Raw genomic sequence first — 19,632 nt, 5'->3', positions numbered from 1 at the left:
AACTCAATTCAAAACCACCATAAGCACATGCAATTTCTATACGTATCTAACTAATATTAAAACATTTGCTGATAAATTTCAGGTTGCAGCATTTGTTTAGTTTGTTCAGTTGTTAGATAAATATCAAGCTGTGGCGCATCTTTGCTAATTTCATTGGCACGATAATGCAATCCAATCCCTTCACCATCAAAGAACCAATCTGCTTGCCCCCAATATAATTTCTTGGGAACTTGCTTTTTCACCTCTAATGACTGTTTCTCCACCCATTTTTGATAATGTGCTTGAACAATATCATTCAATGCCAACTGCTTATTTTTCTGAATCACATCCAACACACTAATACTCTTTTGCTGCTTACGATCTGCAACAAAGAAATAATAGCGATCTTTTACTGCAATATCCTCTTGCTTAGAGTTTACACCGATTTGGAGCAACACATATTGATTGCGCTGTGAAGCCATACGGGTATTTACATGCAATTCATAGGCCTTATTTTGAGAATATTTATCTTTCCATTCATCTGACTTTTTCACATAGGCATTAATTGCTTGCTGTAGGCTTAGATTCAGATTCTGATCAATTTGCTGTTGAATGACCATGGATTGGTTTTTCGCAATCCAACTATCCAACCATTTATCTTGTGTTTTAATGGTCTGAATATCGATATCAATACAGTTTTTCTTTTCACAAAAAGGCAGCGCATACTCTGCTTTGGCTTCTTTAATATTTAAATACGGTAAAACTTCTGCTTTCTCACTTGGCTCAGCCTGCTGTTCAGCTGATGAACTATCCATCTCATTTTTCTTCTGATGATCACATGCTGTTAAACCTAGTATGGCAACCATTAAGCTCAGACTTAGCAATGGTTTTAAATTCTTCATGTCATCATCCTTTATTTTTAGACTGCTCAATGAAAAACAGCCTCTAAATTAGAAGCTGTTTTGGATTATTCTTAGTGTTCTCGCGTATTGCGGAACTCAATATCAGGCCAACGTTCTTGCATTAATTGCAAATTTACACGGCTCGGCGCGAGATAGGTTAAGTGACCACCACCATCTACTGATAATTGATCATGAGCTTTTTTCTTGAATTCATTCAAGATTTTTTCATCATCACAATGAATCCAGCGTACTGTATGTACACTTACAGGCTCATAAATACAATCTACTTTATATTCTTCTTTTAGACGGTAGGCAACCACATCAAACTGTAACACACCCACTGCACCAACGATCAGATCATTACTGATTTGAGGCATAAATACCTGAGTTGCACCTTCTTCAGATAACTCTTTCAGACCTTTTTGCAACTGCTTCGATTTCAAAGGATCTTTTAAGCGTACACGACGGAACATTTCAGGCGCAAAATGTGGAATACCTGTGAAATGTAAGTCTTCACCACTGGTAAATGTATCACCAATTTGAATCGTACCGTGGTTGTGCAAACCAATGATATCACCTGCCCACGCTTCCTCTAGGTGTTCACGCTCACCTGCCAAGAATGTTAAAGCATCCGAAATACGTACATCTTTACCGATACGTACATGATTCATTTTCAGGCCTTTTTCATATTTTCCTGAACAAATACGCATAAAGGCAATACGGTCACGATGCTTAGGATCCATATTGGCTTGAATCTTAAAAACGAAACCAGAGAATTTCTCTTCCGTCGCTTCTACAGTACGTTCTTGTGTTGGATGTGCTTTTGGCTCAGGCGCCCAATCAATAAACGCATCAAGCACATGATCAACTGCGAAGTTACCCAAAGCAGTACCGAACAATACAGGTGTTTGCTTACCTTGTAAGAATAGCTCGCGATCTAATGGCTCATTTGCCATTTGTACTAGCTCAAGAGATTCTTCAAATGATGCCCAAGCCAACTCACCTACTTTTTCACGAATGTCAGCATGGTCATAGCCATCACGGATTTCAATATCTGTGATCGTCGAGCCAAAACCAGCTTTATAGACGTAAAGTTTATTTTCAAGGATATTATAAACCCCTGCAAAATCACGTCCCATGCCCAGTGGCCATGTGATCGGAACACAACGAATTTTTAAGACATTTTCAATTTCGTCAAGCAACTCTAAAGGCTCGCGAATCTCACGGTCCATTTTGTTAACGAATGAAATAATCGGTGTATCGCGCATACGACACACTTCCATCAGTTTAATAGTTCGTTCTTCGACACCTTTTGCACCATCGATTACCATCAATGCAGAGTCAACAGCGGTTAAAGTACGGTAAGTATCTTCCGAAAAGTCTTCATGTCCCGGAGTATCGAGTAAGTTGATGGTGTGCTTTTTATAAGGGAACTGCATCACCGATGTCGTAATCGAGATACCACGTTCTTTTTCCATTTCCATCCAGTCGGATGTCGCAGAACGATCAGATTTACGGCTTTTCACCATACCTGCAACCTGAATCGCCTTACCCCATAACAACAGTTTTTCTGTCATTGTGGTTTTACCCGCATCGGGGTGGGAAATGATGGCAAAAGTGCGTCGTTGGGCAACCTGTGCCGCTAATTCGTCTTTAAAACTCATGAGAAAATCTACAATTTTGTGCACCCACGTATCTTTGTAAATCGAGACAAAGAAAGATGGCATGCGAAAGAATTTGAAATTGGCGCAATTGTAGCAGATTTCTGAGATAGGTTTGTGATTGTTGATATGTCTTGATTTATCCACAACGTAAGACATGAACCAAGGTAAAATAGCGTTCAATCAGATGTAATTGTTCCGCAACGCTTTTAGGGCACATAAATATTTTTAAGCTTTTAAAGCAATTCAATATAACCACGCTCAAAATCAATTCTTTGAAGTCGATCACAAAAACTTCACTCTTTAAGCCGTATAAATAATCAGAGTCTTATTTTGATCAAGCAACTCAAGAAAACTATAAGGCTAAAAACAAAAAATGAAACTACAAAGATTTAAAAATATCAAGGAGATACAAAATGGACTCTCGTCTACTTCTAGCAATTATGCTGAGTAGTTTTAGTGTAGCCGCGTCTGCTTCCAGTCATCGTGAAGCACCATCAATCACTAAAATGCCAAAAGTCGATGCAACGGATTTCTATATGTTCAAAAGTTACGAACCTAACCGTAGTAATTTCGTGACCATACTCGCCAACTATCAACCTTTACAGGATGCTTACGGAGGACCTAATTACTTTTCATTAGATCCGAAAGCCTTGTATGAAATACATATCGATAATAATGGTGATGCGCAAGAGGACATCACATTTCAATTCAAATTTGATCAGGAGTTAAAAGACTTACAAGTCCCTGTTGGTGGTAAAAATATCTCGGTTCCATTATCAAATATTGGAAAAATTACCAATGATAGTAGTTCAGCACAAAATACCGCTGAAACATACACCGTTACAATGATCAAAGGTGATCGCCGCAAAGGAGATCGAAGCGTTCTCGGCTCTTTCAAAAAACCATTCGATAACGTTGGTGCAAAATCAATTCCAAACTATCAAAGCTATGCCAATAGCTTTGTTCAAAACATTAACTTTGGAAGTTGTGGCACGGGTAAAGTTTTTGTCGGTCAACGCCAAGACCCTTTTGCCGTTAACTTAGGTGAAGTCTTTGATCTGGTAAATATTAAAATTCCTGCGACTCAACTCGCGCCTTCGGGAGTAAATGCAGAAGATCAAGGATTAAATACCATTGCTAATAAAAATGTCACAACAATTGCTTTGGAAGTCCCTCAATCTTGTTTAGTCGCATCTAACGACACTGTTATCGGAGCTTGGACCACGGCAAGTCTGCCTCAAGCCACCTTGTTGAACCCCAATCCTGAAAGCAATCTCACCAGTGCAAGCAAAGTTGGTGGCGCTTGGACACAAGTTTCACGTTTAGGTATGCCTTTGGTCAATGAAGTCGTGATTGGTCTTAAAGATAAAGATAAATTCAATGCGAGTAAGCCTGTAAATGATGGCCAATTTGCAGACTATGTAACCAATCCTACTCTACCAACCCTCATAGAAGTTCTATTTAAAGATGCAACAGGCGGTGCTGTTGTTGCGCCAACAAATTTCCCAAGAACAGATTTAGTTAATGCATTCCTGCTCGGCATTCCTGGCTTAAACCAACCGAAGAATGTCAAAGCATCTGAGATGCTACGTCTGAATACCGCGATTGGTGCTGCAACAAAAGATCAGCAAAATCGATTGGGTGTTATTGGTGGCGATGCGGCTGGATTCCCAAATGGTCGTCGACCTGGCGATGATGTGGTGGATATCGAACTGAGAGTTGCGATGGGGTTACTCTGCACAATTGATGGAGTAAATACTGCGGTTGGCTGTAAAGCAACTGATGCTAAAGCTGGAGGCATTGGCTTTACGGATGGCGCATTACAATCACCTCAACAGTTTGGCACAACATTCCCCTACTTAAATACTCCAGTCGCTGGCTCTCCATTCAATACAGCTAGTAAATAATGAGGAGTAGTCACCATGAGAAAATTTATTTTGTTGTTCATGGTTGGTATCGGATTAAGTGGATGTGGCGGTGATGATAATAATTCCAAGCCGAATAATAACAACCAATCTAAAAATGACCCCGTACTAAAAGAGACGTTGTCATTGACCAATCAACCTCAAAGAAACTTTGAACAGGCTGAACCTAAAAGTCTTGGCGAGATTTCAGAATCTCCTATAGATAACAAAGCAGAGCCTATTTCAGTGAAATTTTAAGATGAAGGCCCTTGGCAATTTTTTGCTAAGGGTCTTTATGGGAGTTATAAATGTTAATTCGCCAGCTAACCATTTCCACGATTGCGGTATTTTACTTGAGCACGGCTTTAGCTCATCCAAAGCATCATCATGAACACGCATCGGACACATCAGAAGATTCAAATTATTCTGTCTTATTGAAAAATAATCACAACGATGAACTTAGAAATCAGATTGTTAATGTGCTGCTAGAAAAAGCATATTCAAAAGGTGATGGCGCTTTTCTAGAGCAAGCTGAAGAGCTTATGAAATCGAGTCACAACCCTTCAGACATTGAAAATCAATTACTGCAAACTCGGCTTGCACAAGCAAACCATGAGTTTAGTCGTGCAGAAACGATATTAAATAAAATTCTGGAAAAAGACCCTAAAAATTACGATGCTATTTTGCAGCTTGCAAACATCTACAGATTACAAGGGCAATTTAATCAATCTCTAAAATTATGTAATCAATTAAATCAACAAGATGTAAAACTTTATCAAGTTGGTTGTCAGCTACAAGTCGACGCCATGACAAAGAATATTACTGAAATCCAACCGAGAATCGATGAACTTCTTCAGTTAGCGCAACGACTGAATAAAAATGACCAACAGTGGTTAGGCAATATCATGCTTGAAGTAGCCACTCGGTTTAATGATCAAACTCTCGCTAGCCAATCGCTTCAACTACTTACTGTAGATAATTTACCCAATACACTCGCCAAATCTAATTGGTATATTGCTCAACAAGAATATCCAACCGCAATCAAAATTCTCACGCCTTATCGTTATCACGATGGTGCATTGTATCGAATCATCCTAAGCAAACAAAAACTGAATGATCCGCTTGCAAAAAATGATCTCCATGAACTGACACAACGCGTTCAAAGCTTGCTCGACCATAAGGATCACATTCATCTCAGAGAACAAGCTCAATATCTATGGATCTCCAAAAAATATGATGAAGGCTTAGATATCGCGGCAAAAAACTGGAATATGCAAAAAGAAAATGATGATTTTGAAGTCTATGCGGCCCTTGCTCTCGCCAGCAACAATCGTGCAAGCACTGAAAAATTATTAAATTGGAGCGATGCAACAGGCTATCAAAATCCCACCTATATTCAAAAATTAAAACAGATGTTAAAGCAACTATGAATCTAAATTCGATAAATAACTGAAAGCATAAACTTATCGTATTTTGATGTTCTAGAAATAAAGACAATTTATAAAATATATGGAATAAAAATGAAAAAAAGAATTTTGTATTGTTTGTTGATCAGTAGTAGTCATTTCTATTTGAGCCAAATAACGCATGCTGGCGGTGAACTGACATCAACGCTTCCAACTATTAAAATCACAGCATCATCAAATGCTGATAGTTCCTTTGGCGTGGCATTTACTTCATCTCAAGGAACAATATCAAAAGAACAAATTGAAACTCGACCTTTATCACGTCCAGCAGAGGTTCTTGAGACGATTCCCGGGGTTATTGTGACTCAGCACAGTGGCAGTGGTAAGGCAAATCAATACTTTTTAAGGGGATTTAACTTAGATCATGGAACTGACTTTGCTACATCGTTTGATGAGCAACCAATTAATATGGTGAGTCATGCACATGGTCAAGGTTACACAGACTTAAATTTCCTGATTCCAGAACTGATTGAATCGATTCAATATCACAAAGGAGCTGTGTCGATTGATGATGGTGATTTTGCATCAGCAGGTACAGCAAAAATTTCGAGTATCCATTCTCTAGATAACCCCTATGCACAAGTGACTATAGGTAATCACAATTTACTTAGATTTTTAGCCGCTGGAAACTTAGTTCTTAATGATTGGGAATTAATTGGTGCAGTTGAAAATATCAATAGTGACGGACCATGGGTGAATCCTGAAAATCTGTCAAAACAAAATGTATTCTTAAAATATTTCACGGGTGATCATAATAAAAATCAATCAATCGGTTTCCAACATTATCAAGCACGATGGGATGCCACTGATCAAATTCCAGAACGGCTTATTCAAAATGGCGAACTTAATCGTTTTGATAGCTTAAATCACAGTGATGGGGGTAAATCTTCTCGTACTGCGCTTTGGTATAATGCTAAAAATTATGAAAAAACCAAGTACTCTACACTTTCCTCTTATGCCATATACAACAAGTTAAATCTGTTTTCTGATTTTAGTTATTTTCTAAATGATCCTATCCGTGGTGATCAGTTTGAACAGGCAGAAGAGCGAACCATGCTTGGACTTAAATTTCAAAAAGGCTTATTGAGTGAGTTATCAAATAAAGAACTTTTGAACTCGTTTGGAGCATCTATAAGATATGATTATATTAATAACCTAGGTCTTTACCAGACAGAAAATCGGCAGCGTTTCAATACCATCAGAAATGATGATGTTCGCCAATGGTCTATTGGCTTATGGGGACAAAATCAAACGACATGGCAACCTTGGTTAAAAACGATTTTAGGCGTTCGTGGCGACTTCTACTCTTTCGATGTAAATTCTGATAATAAAGAAAATAGTGGTCATAAAACTGATCATATTTTCAGTCCTAAAATGAGTATCATCTTAGGGCCATGGGATAATATTGAGTATTACATTAATTATGCCTATGGCTTTCATAGCAATGATGCAAGAGGAACAACAACTCGCCTAAACATTGACCCTCGAGATAGTAACTATTTAAGCCCTACTCTTCCCGTTTCACCATTAGTAAGAACAATCAACTCAGAGTTAGGATTAAGAGCAAAAACTATACCCGAACTCACATCAACCATCGCTTTATGGCAACTTGATTCCGATTCAGAGCTGGTTTTTATCGGCGATGCAGGTACAACAGAAGCCAGTCGACCGAGTAAACGACAAGGTATTGAGATTTCACAATTCTATCAACCAACAGATGCTTGGATAATCGATCTAGATGTCGCTTGGTCAAAAGCAAGGTTTAAAAATAAAAGCGCTGAAGGAGATCACATTCCTGGTGCGATAGAAAAAACGATAGCCGCTGGATTTACTTATAAACTAAATGATCAATTTAATTTTGGCGGTCGCCTACGTTACTTTGGCTCACGCCCTCTGATTGAAGATAATTCAGTTCGTTCAAATTCATCAACCTTGGTCAACTTGCAGGGCAGCTATCAGTTTAATAAAAACTTCCTAGCACAACTCGAACTATTCAATGTATTTGACCAAAAAACCAATGATATCGAATATTACTATGCATCATGTACTCGCCAAGATCTCAGTGATTCAGCATGCTCACCAAATGCGAGCGACCGTGAGGGTATTTATGACAAGCATATTCACCCCACTGAGGGAAGAAACCTCAGAATGACCTTACGCTATTTATTCTGATCGGTGCAATAAATGCTAAGGAGGAGAACATCATGTGGATTCAAAAACAAATCAACATTTCACAGCGTTCGTTTCTCTTTAGCATACTGGTTCATGCCCTATTACTATCATTCATATTAAAATCAGCACTTTATATAAAAATAGACACTCCCAAAGAAATGAAAGTAGTTTTAATCCCACTCCCTCAAGCATCTCAAAGTCATAAAGAAAATATCGTTTCTGCTAGTCGTACAGACAAGATAAATCCAACCAACGCTGAACCAAAAGACAATACAGTTGATCACACACTCAATGAAAATCCATCGGACTTGATGGATTCTGACACGAAGGAATTAACCAAACAATTAGACAATGATCCCCTCGCTGAAGCACGATATCGAGCTGAAAAAGCAGTCAAGGATGCAAAGATCATTGCTGATGAATACCGTAAAAATATAAGACCCATTGATGAGCATTCAATTGCTCAACTCGAGGGACTTTTGGAAAATGAAGATCCAAACACCGATCAAATTAATCATTTGTATAAAGTTGAAATTTTAACTGACAAAATAAATGATCAAAAATATGAGGAGCTCATCAATAAAGCAGCAATTTTTGAACCGAATGTAGAAGAAAGCAAATACTTAGTCGAATTAAGAAATAAATTGAATTTGCTTATTGAAGAAGATGTTTTAAAACAAGCAACAAGTGGAAATGCTTCTATCAAATTTACGATTGATCCCGAGAACTTAATCATTGTATTAGAGATTTTTACGACATCAAATGAAACAAAACAACGCTTACGGCGCAAATTAGGCACACTGAACTATGATGCCTTATTTATTAACTCTAATCTAAATGACAGACCATACTCGATATCATTCGAGCTAGATAATCTATTGACGTTAGATCACTTAAACCTGGATTGAAACCTGTCTAAAACGAAGATGATCTCGAATCAAACACCTCAGTCAGATCCACCTCTTTCGCGAATACAATCATTTGATACTATAAAGCACAGTTTATAAACGACTTCCCTTTAACCTATACGAGAAAAATGATGTCACAACAAGATTATGAAAATGGATTGAAAGTACGTACCGAAGTTATGGGCGAGACATTCGTAAAACGAGCACAAGACAATACTGTTCCGTTTACCCAGCCCTTACAAGACTGGATCAATGAACATGCTTGGGGTTCGACATGGCAACGTGAAGGTGTATTACCACGTAAATATCGCTCTCTCATCACCATTGCATTTTTAACGGCATTGAAAAGCCCAACTGAGTTGAAAGGTCATATTCGTGGCGCACTAAACAACGGTGCAAGTGTTGAGGAAATTCAGGAAGTTTTGTTACATAGCTTACCTTATTGTGGCGCACCAGCAACTCAAGAAGCCTTCCGAGCAGCGCTGGAAGTAATTAATGAGTATCAAGCTTAAGCTTAGATACAGCAACCGAATCCAATGCCATTTGTTAAATGCCTAATACGATTGATTAGGCATTTAGCTTTTACACAAAGGGAATTTATATCTAGTTTCAATTAAATATCAGTTTAGCGAGATTAATAAACTTTTTGCCATCTCCTTTCTCCCTGCAAATTACTAAGATGTAGAACATGACGAATAGAAAATGTAGTGGAGTAATGAATTGAGCAAGAAAACACAATCTGATCATCATGGTATACAGTTTCCAATTCCATCAGGAAAGAAGACACCAAGTACAACTCACACTGCTAAACAAATTCTGACCTCAGCACTACGAAGTGTAGATTCACCGTATGTATCCAAACTGATTGCAGAAAAAAACTGGCGCAAAAACTATCCTGTCTATTTTCAGGAATTGGTTGAAGCAGGAATTCAGTCTGTTCAGAATCCGACTCGAATTGCACAACATGGACTGGATACAGCTAAAGCATTATTTAGCTTCCATCGTGATGGCAACAGCGATGCATTAAATCATGCAATGCAAAATATTAAAGAACAGCCTTTTGAAAACTTTATCTTACAAGGTACTGGCAATCCCGAAGTAGAACCTTGGTACATTCCTTATCATGGGAAAAAATTACAAGGTGCTGAACTATTAAAACAAGTTGATTTATGGGAAAAGCAACAAGTTATTGAACCAAGCCATGCTCAGGCTTTACGTTTATTGCAACAACATCCTGAATGGTTTGATTTATCTAAACGGACAATGGTGCTGTTTGGTGCAGGTTCAGAGGCAGGTCCTTTAAGTTGGCTAGCAAAATGGCGTGCGAATATCATCGCAATTGATCTACCGCAAACTGCGATTTGGGAAAAAATCACCAATGTGGTGAAGCAAGGCAATGCAACCTTAATTGCACCACAAACCCAAACTGTCGATGGCGGACAAACACTAGGGGCAAATTTGCTCACCCAAACCCCAGAAGTTGCCAACTGGCTAAATACATTTAGCGAAACACTAGACCTCGCGGGTATCGCCTATTTAGATGGTGAAAAGCATGTTCGTGTATCTATCGCCATGATTAGTATCATGGAACAGGTAAGCCAGCAAAAACCAGATAGCAGCATCATGTTTATGCTGACCCCAACAGATATTTATGCGATTCCAAAATCGGTGGTGCAATCAATTGAGCAAAAAGTTAAACAACGCCCTTTGCTTGAGAAAGTCCTGACCAAATCTATTCACAAAATTTCTCTCACCAACTTCTTTAAAGCCAATTCAGAACAATTAATCGCCTCTGATAATGGACAACAATACGGAATATCAGATTGTATGGTGATCGAGCAAGGACCGAACTATGCCCTTGCGAAAAGATTACAACAATGGTTTGCAATTACTGCACGTGCCCGTGGTCAAAAGGCGGTGATTAATATCGCACCATCAACTACAACCCATTCCGTCACAAAGAATCCTATTCTGAAGGCTGCTTTTTCAGGCGCTGATTTATTTAATGTGGAAACATTTAGTCCTGAAACAACCAATGCAATCATGGCTGCATTGTGGATACATGATTTAAATAATCCTGAAAGTGCCGCAAATCCAGAAAGACCACTCGACCATCCACTCGAACTGATCATGGAAAATGCTAATCACGGCGGCTTGTGGCATGTGCCGTATTTGGCGAGAACTGCACTGCCATTTGCAGCAGCTTATGGCTGGGTCAGAGAAAAGCTCTAACGCTGAGAAATACAAAATAAAAGCGGAAATCCTAACTTAAGATTTCCGCTTTTTTAAAAATGGCTCAATAATCATTATTGAACCATTCACAGTGATATTTACAAACTACGCTGATTGACACGCTTGGACAGTTCCTCAGCGGATTCTTTGCGCTCCGAATAGCGATCTGTAAAATATAGGCTTTGCCCACGCGTCAACAAAGTAAATTTATACAGCTCTTCCATCACATCAACGATTCGATCGTAATAAGAAGATGGTTTCATTCGGCCATCCTCTTCAAACTCTAAAAATGCTTTTGGAATTGACGACTGATTTGGGATGGTAATCATCCGCATCCAACGTCCTAAAATACGCATTTGATTCACGCTATTAAACGACTGCGAACCACCACTCACCTGCATGAGTGCCAAGGTCTTTCCTTGCGTTGCACGAATTGCACCGCCAGCCAGAGGAATCCAATCAATTTGTGACTTAAAAATTGAACTCATCGAACCATGACGTTCTGGCGAACACCACACCATGCCTTCAGACCACGACAATAATTCATGTAACTCTTTAACTTTTGGATGTTCTAAATCTGCATCTTCAGGCAATGGCAATCCTTTCGGGTGAAAGATTTTCACTTCAGCACCTAGATATTGCAAGATACGTCCAGCTTCCAACACAGCCAAACGACTGTATGATCTCTCTCGATTAGAACCATAAAGCAATAAAATACGAGGTGGATGATCAAGCTCTACCGCCTGAATTTGTTTAAATGCAGGTTTTGCTAAAAGCTCTACATCCAAATTTGGCAGATTAGAATCAATTGTGTTCATGTGCAAAATACTTCTTCTTTAACCAAAGCGAAACTGAAACTAATGCAATCAGCACAGGTACTTCAACCAAAGGGCCTATGACTGTTGTGAATGCCACAGGCGAAGCCAAGCCAAATGTTGCAATTGCAACAGCAAGGGCCAACTCAAAATTATTCCCAGCAGCCGTAAAAGATATCGCCGTTGTTCGTGGATAATTATTTCCCATCGACTTACTCATAAAAAAGCTAATAAAGAACATCACCACAAAGTAAATCGTCAATGGAATCGCAATACGCAGCACATCCATCGGCAGGCTTACTACATCAGCACCTTTAAGACTAAACATAGCAACGATAGTAAAAAGTAATGCTGCTAAGCTTAATGGGCTAATTTTCGGTAAGAATTGAGTTTGATACCATTCCGCTCCTTTTGCACTTATCAACACAAACCGTGTGATAAATCCAAGGAAAAATGGAATACCTAAATACACCAACACCGCATGAGTAATGGTCCAGAAATCAACTTGAATAACTTGCCCAGCAATACCAAAGTATGGCGGTAAAAAAGTCAGGAATAACCAAGCATAGGTACTAAAAAATAGAATCTGGAAAATACTATTGAATGCAACAAGAGCCGCGACATATTGGTTATCGCCACATGCTAAGCCATTCCATACCAATACCATCGCAATACAACGCGCTAACCCTATTAAAATTAACCCTGTCATATATTCTGGATAATTGTGTAGAAATACGATAGCCAAGGCGAACATCAATACAGGTGCAATAATCCAGTTTTGTACCAAAGATAAAGTTAGTGTTTTTTTATCTTTAAAAACTTCTGGCAAAGTCGCATAGTCAACTTTCGCCAGCGGTGGATACATCATTAAAATCAGTCCAATCGCAATTGGAAGATTGACCGAGTCATAACTCATCTGATCAAGTGCAATAGATGCCTGAGGAAAAAATACGCCAATTGCTACACCTAAACCCATCGCGATAAAAATCCACAGAGTAAGGTTTCGATCTAAAAAGGATAAACCTGATTTAGCCATATCTGTGTCCGCTTAATCGATGTGAGAAATTTGATTGATTGCATTGATCAATTCTGCTCGCGTCATGGCAGCAGTATTTAAGTCAAACAGTGCATCTAAACGACGATTAATATGATCAACCGTCACGCGGAACGCTTTTAGCTTTTCATCTTTAGGAACATCGAGATGTGAAGGATCAGCCAATCCCCAATGTGCTTTAATTGCTCCACCTAGATATAAAGGACAGGCTTCTTGTGCTGCTGAATCACAAACAGTAATCACTACATCAGGCTGATATTGCTCACAATCGTCTATCGTTTTGCTCCACAAGCCATCAGTAGAAAGGCCTAAACTTACTAATGTCTGAATCGTTAACGGATGGACTTGCCCAGAAGGTTTACTGCCTGCGCTATATGCTTTCCAGCCTTCTGATGCTCGGCTATTGAATAACACTTCAGATAAAATGCTACGGCAACTGTTGCCTGTACACAAAAACAGAAATTTCATAATGTTTTACTCACAATAGCTTTGCGTCGAACATGCTGGCAAAGTGGCTAAATGATTTGGTGAATGCTGTACGAGGACATTTAATATCTCGTAACACCATGCAGGTAATTGAGTCGAAAGACTGTAGTAAACCCACTGCCCTTGACGACGATCTTGCAACAATCCAGAAGAACGCAATAGCGCAAGATGACGCGAAATCTTCGGTTGGCTGAGTTGCAGCTTTTCAGTTAAATCACAAACGCACAGTTCTTTATTTTCAGTCACTAAGGTGACAATACTGAGACGTGTTTCATCAGCCAAACATTTAAAAAAACTCACCTGATCCATATCAAGCCTCTTATTTTTTAATACATTTTTTATTGAATACGCTGCCCATTTTCATCAACCACTTGCTCACCATCTTCTTTGGTGAATACCCCTTGTTGAGCAACCGGCAAAATATCCAATACGATTTCAGATGGCCGGCATAACCGTGTTCCAACTGAAGTCACGACAAATGGGCGATTGATCAAAATTGGATACTGCAACATAAAATCAATCAGTTGCTCATCTGACCAGTCTTCTTGCTCTAAATTCAAATCACGATAAGGATCAACATTGCAGCGAATAGCAGCTCGCACAGACAAATCAGCATCTTGAATCATTTGAATAAGCTCTGCTTTAGACGGTGGCGTTTGCAAATACTCAATAACTGTCGGCTCTACACCTGTATTACGAATCAGCCCCAACGTATTACGTGATGTACCACAGGCAGGGTTATGGTAAATTTTGATAGATTCTGTATTTGACATGATGGTCTTACTAGATAAATTTTTATATACTTATATTCGAATATCCATATATATGCAATATCATATATTCTATTTTTAGAAGTTTCTTATGCCATGCACACATTCAACAAAGTATTCTGAAAACCGAAAGAAAAACTCAAAATCGCGATAATTGATCATTTTGGAAAAGAAGTTAAGCATCTGAGTCACTGAGCTTATGCCTTTTTTCTTCTAATATGCCGCTACTAACATAGCAACCTCAGAGTTTTTGTTCGATGACTCAATTGCCAAAAGTTAAACAAGCTTTGCTTAACTCACTTACTGCTAAAAAAATCTTAAATAGTCGTGCTGGTCAGCAAACACGCCATATTCTCTCAAATGCAACTGACCGTGTCTTGCGCGGTCACCAACTGGCGCTTTCAGGGCAAACACCGTATGACGTGATTTACCAACGTGAAATTATTAGCTTGCGTCACTACAAAACAGAAAATGAAAACAGCAGCTCCAAATATCGCGTTCCACTTGTCATTATTCCGCCTCTTGCAGCAAATACTTTAGTCTTTGATTTATTTCCAGATCGCAGTCTGATCCGTTTCTTTCTCGCTCAGGGCTTTGATGTTTATATGATTGACTGGGGAACACCAAGTCTACGCCAAGCCAAATATAACTTTGGGACCTACATCAAAATCTTCATGCCTGATTTTCTTCAGCAGATTCGTGAACATAGCGGTCAGCAACAACTATCTTTATATGGCTGGAGTTTGGGTGGCGCAATTTCACTATGCTATACATCATTGTTTAAAGATAAAAATATTAAAAACTTAATGATCCTCGCCTCTCCGATCAATACACATAAATCAGGATATATCGGCAAGCTATATCAACGCCTGAATACGCCTGCACAATGGGTTCGGACAAATACCAATTTTAGGATTCGCCAAGTTCCTAGCCGTTTTTTCCACATTCATGGATGGCAGAATACTCTTGGTTTTAAACTTACGGATCCAATTGGTAACTTTAAAAACTATTGGGTTTTATTGAAGAACCTCAACGATCGCCAATTTGTCATTAACCATGCGACATCAAGTTCATTTGTAGACAATATGCTGGCTTACCCTGGTGGTGTGATGCGTGACATCATTCTAAGATTCTGGATTGATAATGAACTCTCAACGGGTGTAGTCAAGTTCGGAGAGCAAACCGCTTATTTCAAAGATATTGATTGCTCTGTACTCGCAATCGGTGGCGATACCGACATCATTGTCACAACTGAGGCCGTTAGACCATTAATAAGCTTGATCAGCAGTGAAGACAAAGAATTTAAAATCGTTCCAGGTGGTCATATGGGCTTGGTTTCAGGTAGCCAAGCACCGCAAACTGTTTGGCCTGTCGTGTCGGAATGGTTAGCTAAACGCTCAGACTAATCAAAAAGCTAAAATAAATAAAAAAGGTTGCTGGTGATTTATCATCTCAGCAACCTTTTTATTTTGAGGTAATTACTTGATTAAGCAAAATGATGATGTTGATTCAATACTAAACTTTCCACATTGACAGGAATACCGAGTAGATAGCCTTGTAATTGATTACAGCCCAAACTTGTCAATATATCTGCTTGCTGTTGCGTTTCTACGCCCTCAGCCGTCACAACGAGACCCAACTTTGCAGCAAGGTGAATAATACTTTCGAGGATTGCCTCTTCTTTAGAGTTCGGCTGTAAATCAGTTAAAAAACCACGATCAATCTTAAGTTCATCAATTGGTAAATCTTTTAAATACAAGAAGCTTGAATAGCCTGTACCGAAATCATCAATCGCGATCTTAATCCCTAACTTACGTAATCGTTCTAAGGTTCGAATGCTCGAATCAATATGATGCATTGCTGTAGATTCGGTAATTTCAAGGATAAGATGTTCAGGCTGAATTTGATATTTTTCTAATAATTTTTCGAGTACACAAAATAGTTTTTTATTTTCGAACTGTAAGGCTGATAAATTCACCGCGATTGGATAAAAGGGACTATTACTCTGCTCCCATTTTTGAATTTGCTGGCAAGCTTGCTCTAGCGCCCAATACCCCATTGGAATAATAAGTCCCGTTTTCTCCGCCCCCTCAATAAACATTTGCGGAGTAAGCAACCCTAAACTTGGATGTTTCCAACGAATTAAAGCTTCAACGCCACAAATTTCATAATTTGCAGTGAACTTAGGTTGATAGAAAAGAACAAATTGCTGTTCCTCAACGGCTTTATATAAATCATTAATCAATTTAGATTGACTACGAACATCTTGCTGATCACTCATCGAATGGAAAATTGTATACGTATTTCTTCCCTGCTCTTTGGATGCAAGCATGGCAACATCAGCATTGATCAACAAATCTTGAACATTGGTTCCATGTTCAGGATACATCGCAATTCCAAGGCTAGCTGAAATATTGATTTCTTTATTTGCAATGAGATAGGTTTCTTGAATGAAATGAAGAATTTCTTCGGCGAGTTGCATCGCTTCATTCATATCTGTGTTTTCAGAAATCAGAACAAACTCATCACCACCAATGCGAAATAACTTCTGAGAGGGTGTTAACTTATCATGTAAGCGATTTGCCATTTTGATCAGGAGCTGATCACCAATATGATGTCCGAAAGCATCATTCACAGATTTAAAGCGATCTAAGTCAATATATAAAAAAGCGGCTTTTTGCTCGCTTAAACGATGATGGCTAAAGATGACTTCTGCGTAATCAGTTAAAAATAAACGGTTCGGTAATTTGGTTAATGAATCATGTAAAGATTGAGCTGCAAGCTCTCTATTGATTCTAGTGAGTTGTAAATTACGTTGTTCTAAGCGAGCTTCAAGCACAGCCACCGCAAATCCGGCAACAAAAACCAAACTCGTAATAAAAATAATGGTGAACAGTAATACACTTTGTTCTGTCTGAGCTGCACTAAGAACTTTTGCGATACTCTCATCAAAAGAGGTTGCGGCCATTCCTGTGTAATGCATACCAACGATGCTCAATGCCATGAGCACTGCAACAATCGCTTTCAGTCCAGTTCGATACTTTACGGCTGTCTTATATTTAAAAACGAATAAAAAGCTAAGCCCAGAACCACAAATCGCGATCAAAATCGAACAGATCACCAGTAACGGATCATAACGCATTTGGTGATGTTCAACAGATAGCGCAAGCATCCCTGTGTAGTGCATCCCCGAAATTCCCAGCCCCATAAAAACTGCGCCAAGAATTAAACGCGGCATCGGTAATGTTGGACGGGTTGTTAACCAAACAGCAAAGATAGAAGCAATAGCACCAACGAGATAAGAAAGTATGGTTAAACTAACGTCAAAATTATAACCTTCTGGCAAGTGGCTAGCCAGCATTCCCACAAAGTGCATTGCCCATATTGCTAATCCTAAGATTAAGCCGCTCGTCACCAAAATGCTTTTTTCAAACTTTTTATAAGCTGCTTTGAAAACGAGTTCTTCCATTGAAACTGCAGCATAACAAGTTGCTACTGCAACCAGAATGGAAACGATGACCAATGTGCTATCGTAATCAACGTGTACCATAAAGGACTTCCATGATTATTCAGTACTTTTTTTTATTTGTTGAGCGAATTGCTCAAAATCAGAACGATCCTTCACACTCAAAAAAGATACAAATTGTGTATTCATAAACTTTCCTTAACAATAACATCATCTAGCATAAGGTCAAGTCTTTTTCACTTTATAAATCAATAGAATAAAAACATATAATCATTTCAAACCAATGAAAAGTATTGTTTTTTTATTACAACTTTTTGACCAAAAGACTTAATTATTTTAGCTAGATATTTTTAAAATTAAACTTCGTATTTTCTTGTTGATTTTAAATTGAACTGCAATATCGAAGAATGCAGCAATCTTGTTGTTTTTGTCACGTTTAAATCGCTTTGATTCGCCATTTAACATTTCTATATTAGGCTTTTTTTTAATCAAAATTGTTATAACTCTGTTATCAAAATAAAAAAGCCTCGTATTCAACGAGGCTTTTTGGGATAAATGAAAACTTAGTTTTTCTCTTTATCAACGATTTTGTTTGCTTGGATCCAAGGCACGAAAAAAATGAAAGCACTGCTTTCATTTTTTGAGGCACGTAACAATAAATACAAAAGACCCACTCAAATAGAGTGGGTCTTAGCATTCAAATCAATTGATTCGAGAAATTAGTTCTTTTCTTTATCAACGATTTTGTTTGCTTGAATCCAAGGCATCATCGCACGTAATTTATTACCTGTAACTTCGATACCGTGAGCAGCATTTTGACGGCGGCGAGCAGTCATAGATGGGTAGTTCAACGCACCTTCTTGAATGAACATCTTCGCATATTCACCAGATTGGATACGTTTCAATGCATTACGCATAGCTTCACGAGACTGTTCGTTGATTACTTCAACACCAGTTACGTATTCACCATATTCAGCATTGTTAGATACTGAATAGTTCATGTCAGCAATACCACCTTCGAACATCAAGTCAACGATGAGTTTAAGCTCATGTAAACATTCGAAGTAAGCCATTTCTGGTGCATAACCAGCTTCAACCAAAGTTTCGAAGCCCATTTTAACCAATTCAACAGCACCACCACAAAGAACTGCTTGCTCACCGAATAAGTCAGTTTCAGTTTCTTCACGGAAAGAAGTTTCGATGATACCAGTACGACCACCACCTACGCCTGATGCGTAAGAAAGCGCAACGTTACGTGCATTACCAGAAGCATCTTGGTGAATTGCGATTAAGTCAGGAACACCTGAACCACGTTGGAATTCTGAACGTACAGTGTGACCTGGTGCTTTAGGCGCAACCATAATTACGTCTAAGTCCTTACGTGGAACAACTTGGTTATAAAGAACAGAGAAACCGTGAGCAAATGCTAACGTTGCACCTTCTTTGATGTTTGGCTCAATTACGTCACGATAAAGCTGAGCTTGGAACTCATCTGGAGTCAAGATCATCACTAAGTCAGCTTGAGCAACAGCAGCTGGAACTTCAGATACTTTAAGACCAGAGTTTTCAGCTTTTTTCCAAGACGTTGAACCAGCACGTAAACCAACAGTTACGTCTACGCCAGAGTCTTTCAAGTTAAGTGCGTGAGCATGACCTTGTGAACCATAACCAATGATCGCAACTTTCTTACCTTGGATGATAGATAAGTCACAGTCTTTATCGTAAAAAATTTGCATCTGTTTTCTCCGCTAAAATTTTTGTCATTTCCCTTGTTGTACAAGGACAGATCTTTTGTAAACTCCCAATTCTTGCAT

The 19,632-nt window shown here is 38.7% G+C and carries 17 protein-coding genes; 8 read left to right on the top strand and 9 right to left on the bottom strand.

The window, feature by feature from the left end; all coding sequences use genetic code 11:
* Positions 1 to 56: 56 nt before the first annotated feature.
* Positions 57 to 881 (bottom strand): ACT domain-containing protein, encoded by an 825-nt coding sequence (locus tag F959_RS14960; protein WP_004881709.1) that lies wholly within the window; start codon positions 879 to 881, stop codon positions 57 to 59.
* A 71-nt stretch (positions 882 to 952) separates the two neighbouring features.
* Positions 953 to 2,545 carry a peptide chain release factor 3 gene (locus F959_RS14955; RefSeq protein ID WP_007479426.1) on the bottom strand — a complete coding sequence of 531 codons (1,593 nt, stop codon included), beginning with the start codon at positions 2,543 to 2,545 and terminating at the stop codon, positions 953 to 955.
* A gap of 413 nt (positions 2,546 to 2,958) precedes the next feature.
* Between F959_RS14955 and F959_RS14950 the strand changes: the two genes are divergently transcribed.
* The 7 genes from F959_RS14950 (at position 2,959) to F959_RS14920 (ending at position 11,227) form a co-directional block, all read left to right on the top strand.
* Positions 2,959 to 4,452, top strand: coding sequence for a DUF4331 domain-containing protein (locus F959_RS14950; RefSeq protein WP_004881705.1), 1,494 nt, complete (start codon positions 2,959 to 2,961; stop codon positions 4,450 to 4,452).
* 15 nt (positions 4,453 to 4,467) lie between these two features.
* Positions 4,468 to 4,707 (top strand): hypothetical protein, encoded by a 240-nt coding sequence (locus tag F959_RS14945; RefSeq protein WP_004881702.1) that lies wholly within the window; start codon positions 4,468 to 4,470, stop codon positions 4,705 to 4,707.
* 50 nt (positions 4,708 to 4,757) lie between these two features.
* Complete coding sequence (locus F959_RS14940; RefSeq protein WP_004881700.1) at positions 4,758 to 5,879, top strand: tetratricopeptide repeat protein; 1,122 nt, start codon at positions 4,758 to 4,760, stop codon at positions 5,877 to 5,879.
* A gap of 90 nt (positions 5,880 to 5,969) precedes the next feature.
* Positions 5,970 to 8,087: a TonB-dependent receptor gene (locus tag F959_RS14935; protein ID WP_004881698.1), complete on the top strand. Its 2,118-nt coding sequence runs from the start codon at positions 5,970 to 5,972 to the stop codon at positions 8,085 to 8,087.
* A 32-nt stretch (positions 8,088 to 8,119) separates the two neighbouring features.
* Complete coding sequence (locus F959_RS14930; protein ID WP_004881695.1) at positions 8,120 to 8,995, top strand: hypothetical protein; 876 nt, start codon at positions 8,120 to 8,122, stop codon at positions 8,993 to 8,995.
* A gap of 131 nt (positions 8,996 to 9,126) precedes the next feature.
* Positions 9,127 to 9,507 (top strand): carboxymuconolactone decarboxylase family protein, encoded by a 381-nt coding sequence (locus F959_RS14925; protein ID WP_004881692.1) that lies wholly within the window; start codon positions 9,127 to 9,129, stop codon positions 9,505 to 9,507.
* Between the two features lie 208 nt (positions 9,508 to 9,715).
* Complete coding sequence (locus tag F959_RS14920) at positions 9,716 to 11,227, top strand: hypothetical protein (protein WP_004881690.1); 1,512 nt, start codon at positions 9,716 to 9,718, stop codon at positions 11,225 to 11,227.
* Between the two features lie 98 nt (positions 11,228 to 11,325).
* On the opposite strand, the gene arsH is transcribed toward F959_RS14920, so the two are convergent.
* The 5 genes from arsH to arsC are packed head-to-tail and all read right to left on the bottom strand — an operon-like array spanning position 11,326 to position 14,355.
* Entirely contained in the window at positions 11,326 to 12,045 is a 720-nt protein-coding gene (gene arsH, locus F959_RS14915) for an arsenical resistance protein ArsH (protein ID WP_004881687.1), read from the bottom strand.
* Positions 12,032 to 13,078, bottom strand: a complete 1,047-nt coding sequence (arsB, locus tag F959_RS14910; protein WP_004881685.1) for an ACR3 family arsenite efflux transporter — start codon at positions 13,076 to 13,078, stop codon at positions 12,032 to 12,034. The genes arsH and arsB overlap by 14 nt, the downstream gene beginning before the upstream one ends.
* A gap of 12 nt (positions 13,079 to 13,090) precedes the next feature.
* On the bottom strand, positions 13,091 to 13,564 hold the full coding sequence (locus tag F959_RS14905; RefSeq protein ID WP_004881683.1) for an arsenate reductase ArsC: 474 nt from the start codon (positions 13,562 to 13,564) through the stop codon (positions 13,091 to 13,093).
* A 6-nt stretch (positions 13,565 to 13,570) separates the two neighbouring features.
* Positions 13,571 to 13,891, bottom strand: a complete 321-nt coding sequence (locus F959_RS14900; RefSeq protein ID WP_004881679.1) for a metalloregulator ArsR/SmtB family transcription factor — start codon at positions 13,889 to 13,891, stop codon at positions 13,571 to 13,573.
* Between the two features lie 29 nt (positions 13,892 to 13,920).
* Complete coding sequence (gene arsC, locus F959_RS14895) at positions 13,921 to 14,355, bottom strand: arsenate reductase (glutaredoxin) (protein WP_004881676.1); 435 nt, start codon at positions 14,353 to 14,355, stop codon at positions 13,921 to 13,923.
* A 254-nt stretch (positions 14,356 to 14,609) separates the two neighbouring features.
* Here arsC and F959_RS14890 point away from each other — a divergent pair, with 254 nt between their 5' ends.
* Complete coding sequence (locus tag F959_RS14890) at positions 14,610 to 15,758, top strand: alpha/beta fold hydrolase (RefSeq protein ID WP_004881674.1); 1,149 nt, start codon at positions 14,610 to 14,612, stop codon at positions 15,756 to 15,758.
* A gap of 80 nt (positions 15,759 to 15,838) precedes the next feature.
* On the opposite strand, the gene F959_RS14885 is transcribed toward F959_RS14890, so the two are convergent.
* Together F959_RS14885 and ilvC are read right to left on the bottom strand one after the other, a co-directional pair.
* Positions 15,839 to 17,902: a putative bifunctional diguanylate cyclase/phosphodiesterase gene (locus tag F959_RS14885; protein ID WP_004881673.1), complete on the bottom strand. Its 2,064-nt coding sequence runs from the start codon at positions 17,900 to 17,902 to the stop codon at positions 15,839 to 15,841.
* A 635-nt stretch (positions 17,903 to 18,537) separates the two neighbouring features.
* Positions 18,538 to 19,554: a ketol-acid reductoisomerase gene (gene ilvC, locus F959_RS14880; protein WP_004881670.1), complete on the bottom strand. Its 1,017-nt coding sequence runs from the start codon at positions 19,552 to 19,554 to the stop codon at positions 18,538 to 18,540.
* Positions 19,555 to 19,632 lie beyond the last annotated feature (78 nt).

Origin of the sequence: Acinetobacter venetianus RAG-1 = CIP 110063 (genome assembly GCF_000368585.1) — a bacterium.
Taxonomy (GTDB): Bacteria; Pseudomonadota; Gammaproteobacteria; order Pseudomonadales; family Moraxellaceae; genus Acinetobacter; species Acinetobacter venetianus.
Note: the sequence above shows the minus strand (reverse complement) of the source record. Positions and strands in the feature narration are given on the sequence as shown.

What these genes read in the sequence shown, in the direction of transcription:
- F959_RS14950 (WP_004881705.1), top strand. Translation starts at nt 2,959, where the DNA reads ATGGACTCTCGTCTACTTCTAGCAATTATGCTGAGTAGTTTTAGTGTA.
- F959_RS14955 (WP_007479426.1), bottom strand. Translation starts at nt 2,545, where the DNA reads ATGAGTTTTAAAGACGAATTAGCGGCACAGGTTGCCCAACGACGCACT.
- F959_RS14945 (WP_004881702.1), top strand. Translation starts at nt 4,468, where the DNA reads ATGAGAAAATTTATTTTGTTGTTCATGGTTGGTATCGGATTAAGTGGA.
- arsC (WP_004881676.1), bottom strand. Translation starts at nt 14,355, where the DNA reads ATGTCAAATACAGAATCTATCAAAATTTACCATAACCCTGCCTGTGGT.
- F959_RS14900 (WP_004881679.1), bottom strand. Translation starts at nt 13,891, where the DNA reads ATGGATCAGGTGAGTTTTTTTAAATGTTTGGCTGATGAAACACGTCTC.
- F959_RS14890 (WP_004881674.1), top strand. Translation starts at nt 14,610, where the DNA reads ATGACTCAATTGCCAAAAGTTAAACAAGCTTTGCTTAACTCACTTACT.
- F959_RS14935 (WP_004881698.1), top strand. Translation starts at nt 5,970, where the DNA reads ATGAAAAAAAGAATTTTGTATTGTTTGTTGATCAGTAGTAGTCATTTC.
- F959_RS14905 (WP_004881683.1), bottom strand. Translation starts at nt 13,564, where the DNA reads ATGAAATTTCTGTTTTTGTGTACAGGCAACAGTTGCCGTAGCATTTTA.
- F959_RS14925 (WP_004881692.1), top strand. Translation starts at nt 9,127, where the DNA reads ATGTCACAACAAGATTATGAAAATGGATTGAAAGTACGTACCGAAGTT.
- F959_RS14960 (WP_004881709.1), bottom strand. Translation starts at nt 881, where the DNA reads ATGAAGAATTTAAAACCATTGCTAAGTCTGAGCTTAATGGTTGCCATA.
- ilvC (WP_004881670.1), bottom strand. Translation starts at nt 19,554, where the DNA reads ATGCAAATTTTTTACGATAAAGACTGTGACTTATCTATCATCCAAGGT.
- arsB (WP_004881685.1), bottom strand. Translation starts at nt 13,078, where the DNA reads ATGGCTAAATCAGGTTTATCCTTTTTAGATCGAAACCTTACTCTGTGG.
- F959_RS14885 (WP_004881673.1), bottom strand. Translation starts at nt 17,902, where the DNA reads ATGGTACACGTTGATTACGATAGCACATTGGTCATCGTTTCCATTCTG.
- F959_RS14940 (WP_004881700.1), top strand. Translation starts at nt 4,758, where the DNA reads ATGTTAATTCGCCAGCTAACCATTTCCACGATTGCGGTATTTTACTTG.
- arsH (WP_004881687.1), bottom strand. Translation starts at nt 12,045, where the DNA reads ATGAACACAATTGATTCTAATCTGCCAAATTTGGATGTAGAGCTTTTA.
- F959_RS14930 (WP_004881695.1), top strand. Translation starts at nt 8,120, where the DNA reads ATGTGGATTCAAAAACAAATCAACATTTCACAGCGTTCGTTTCTCTTT.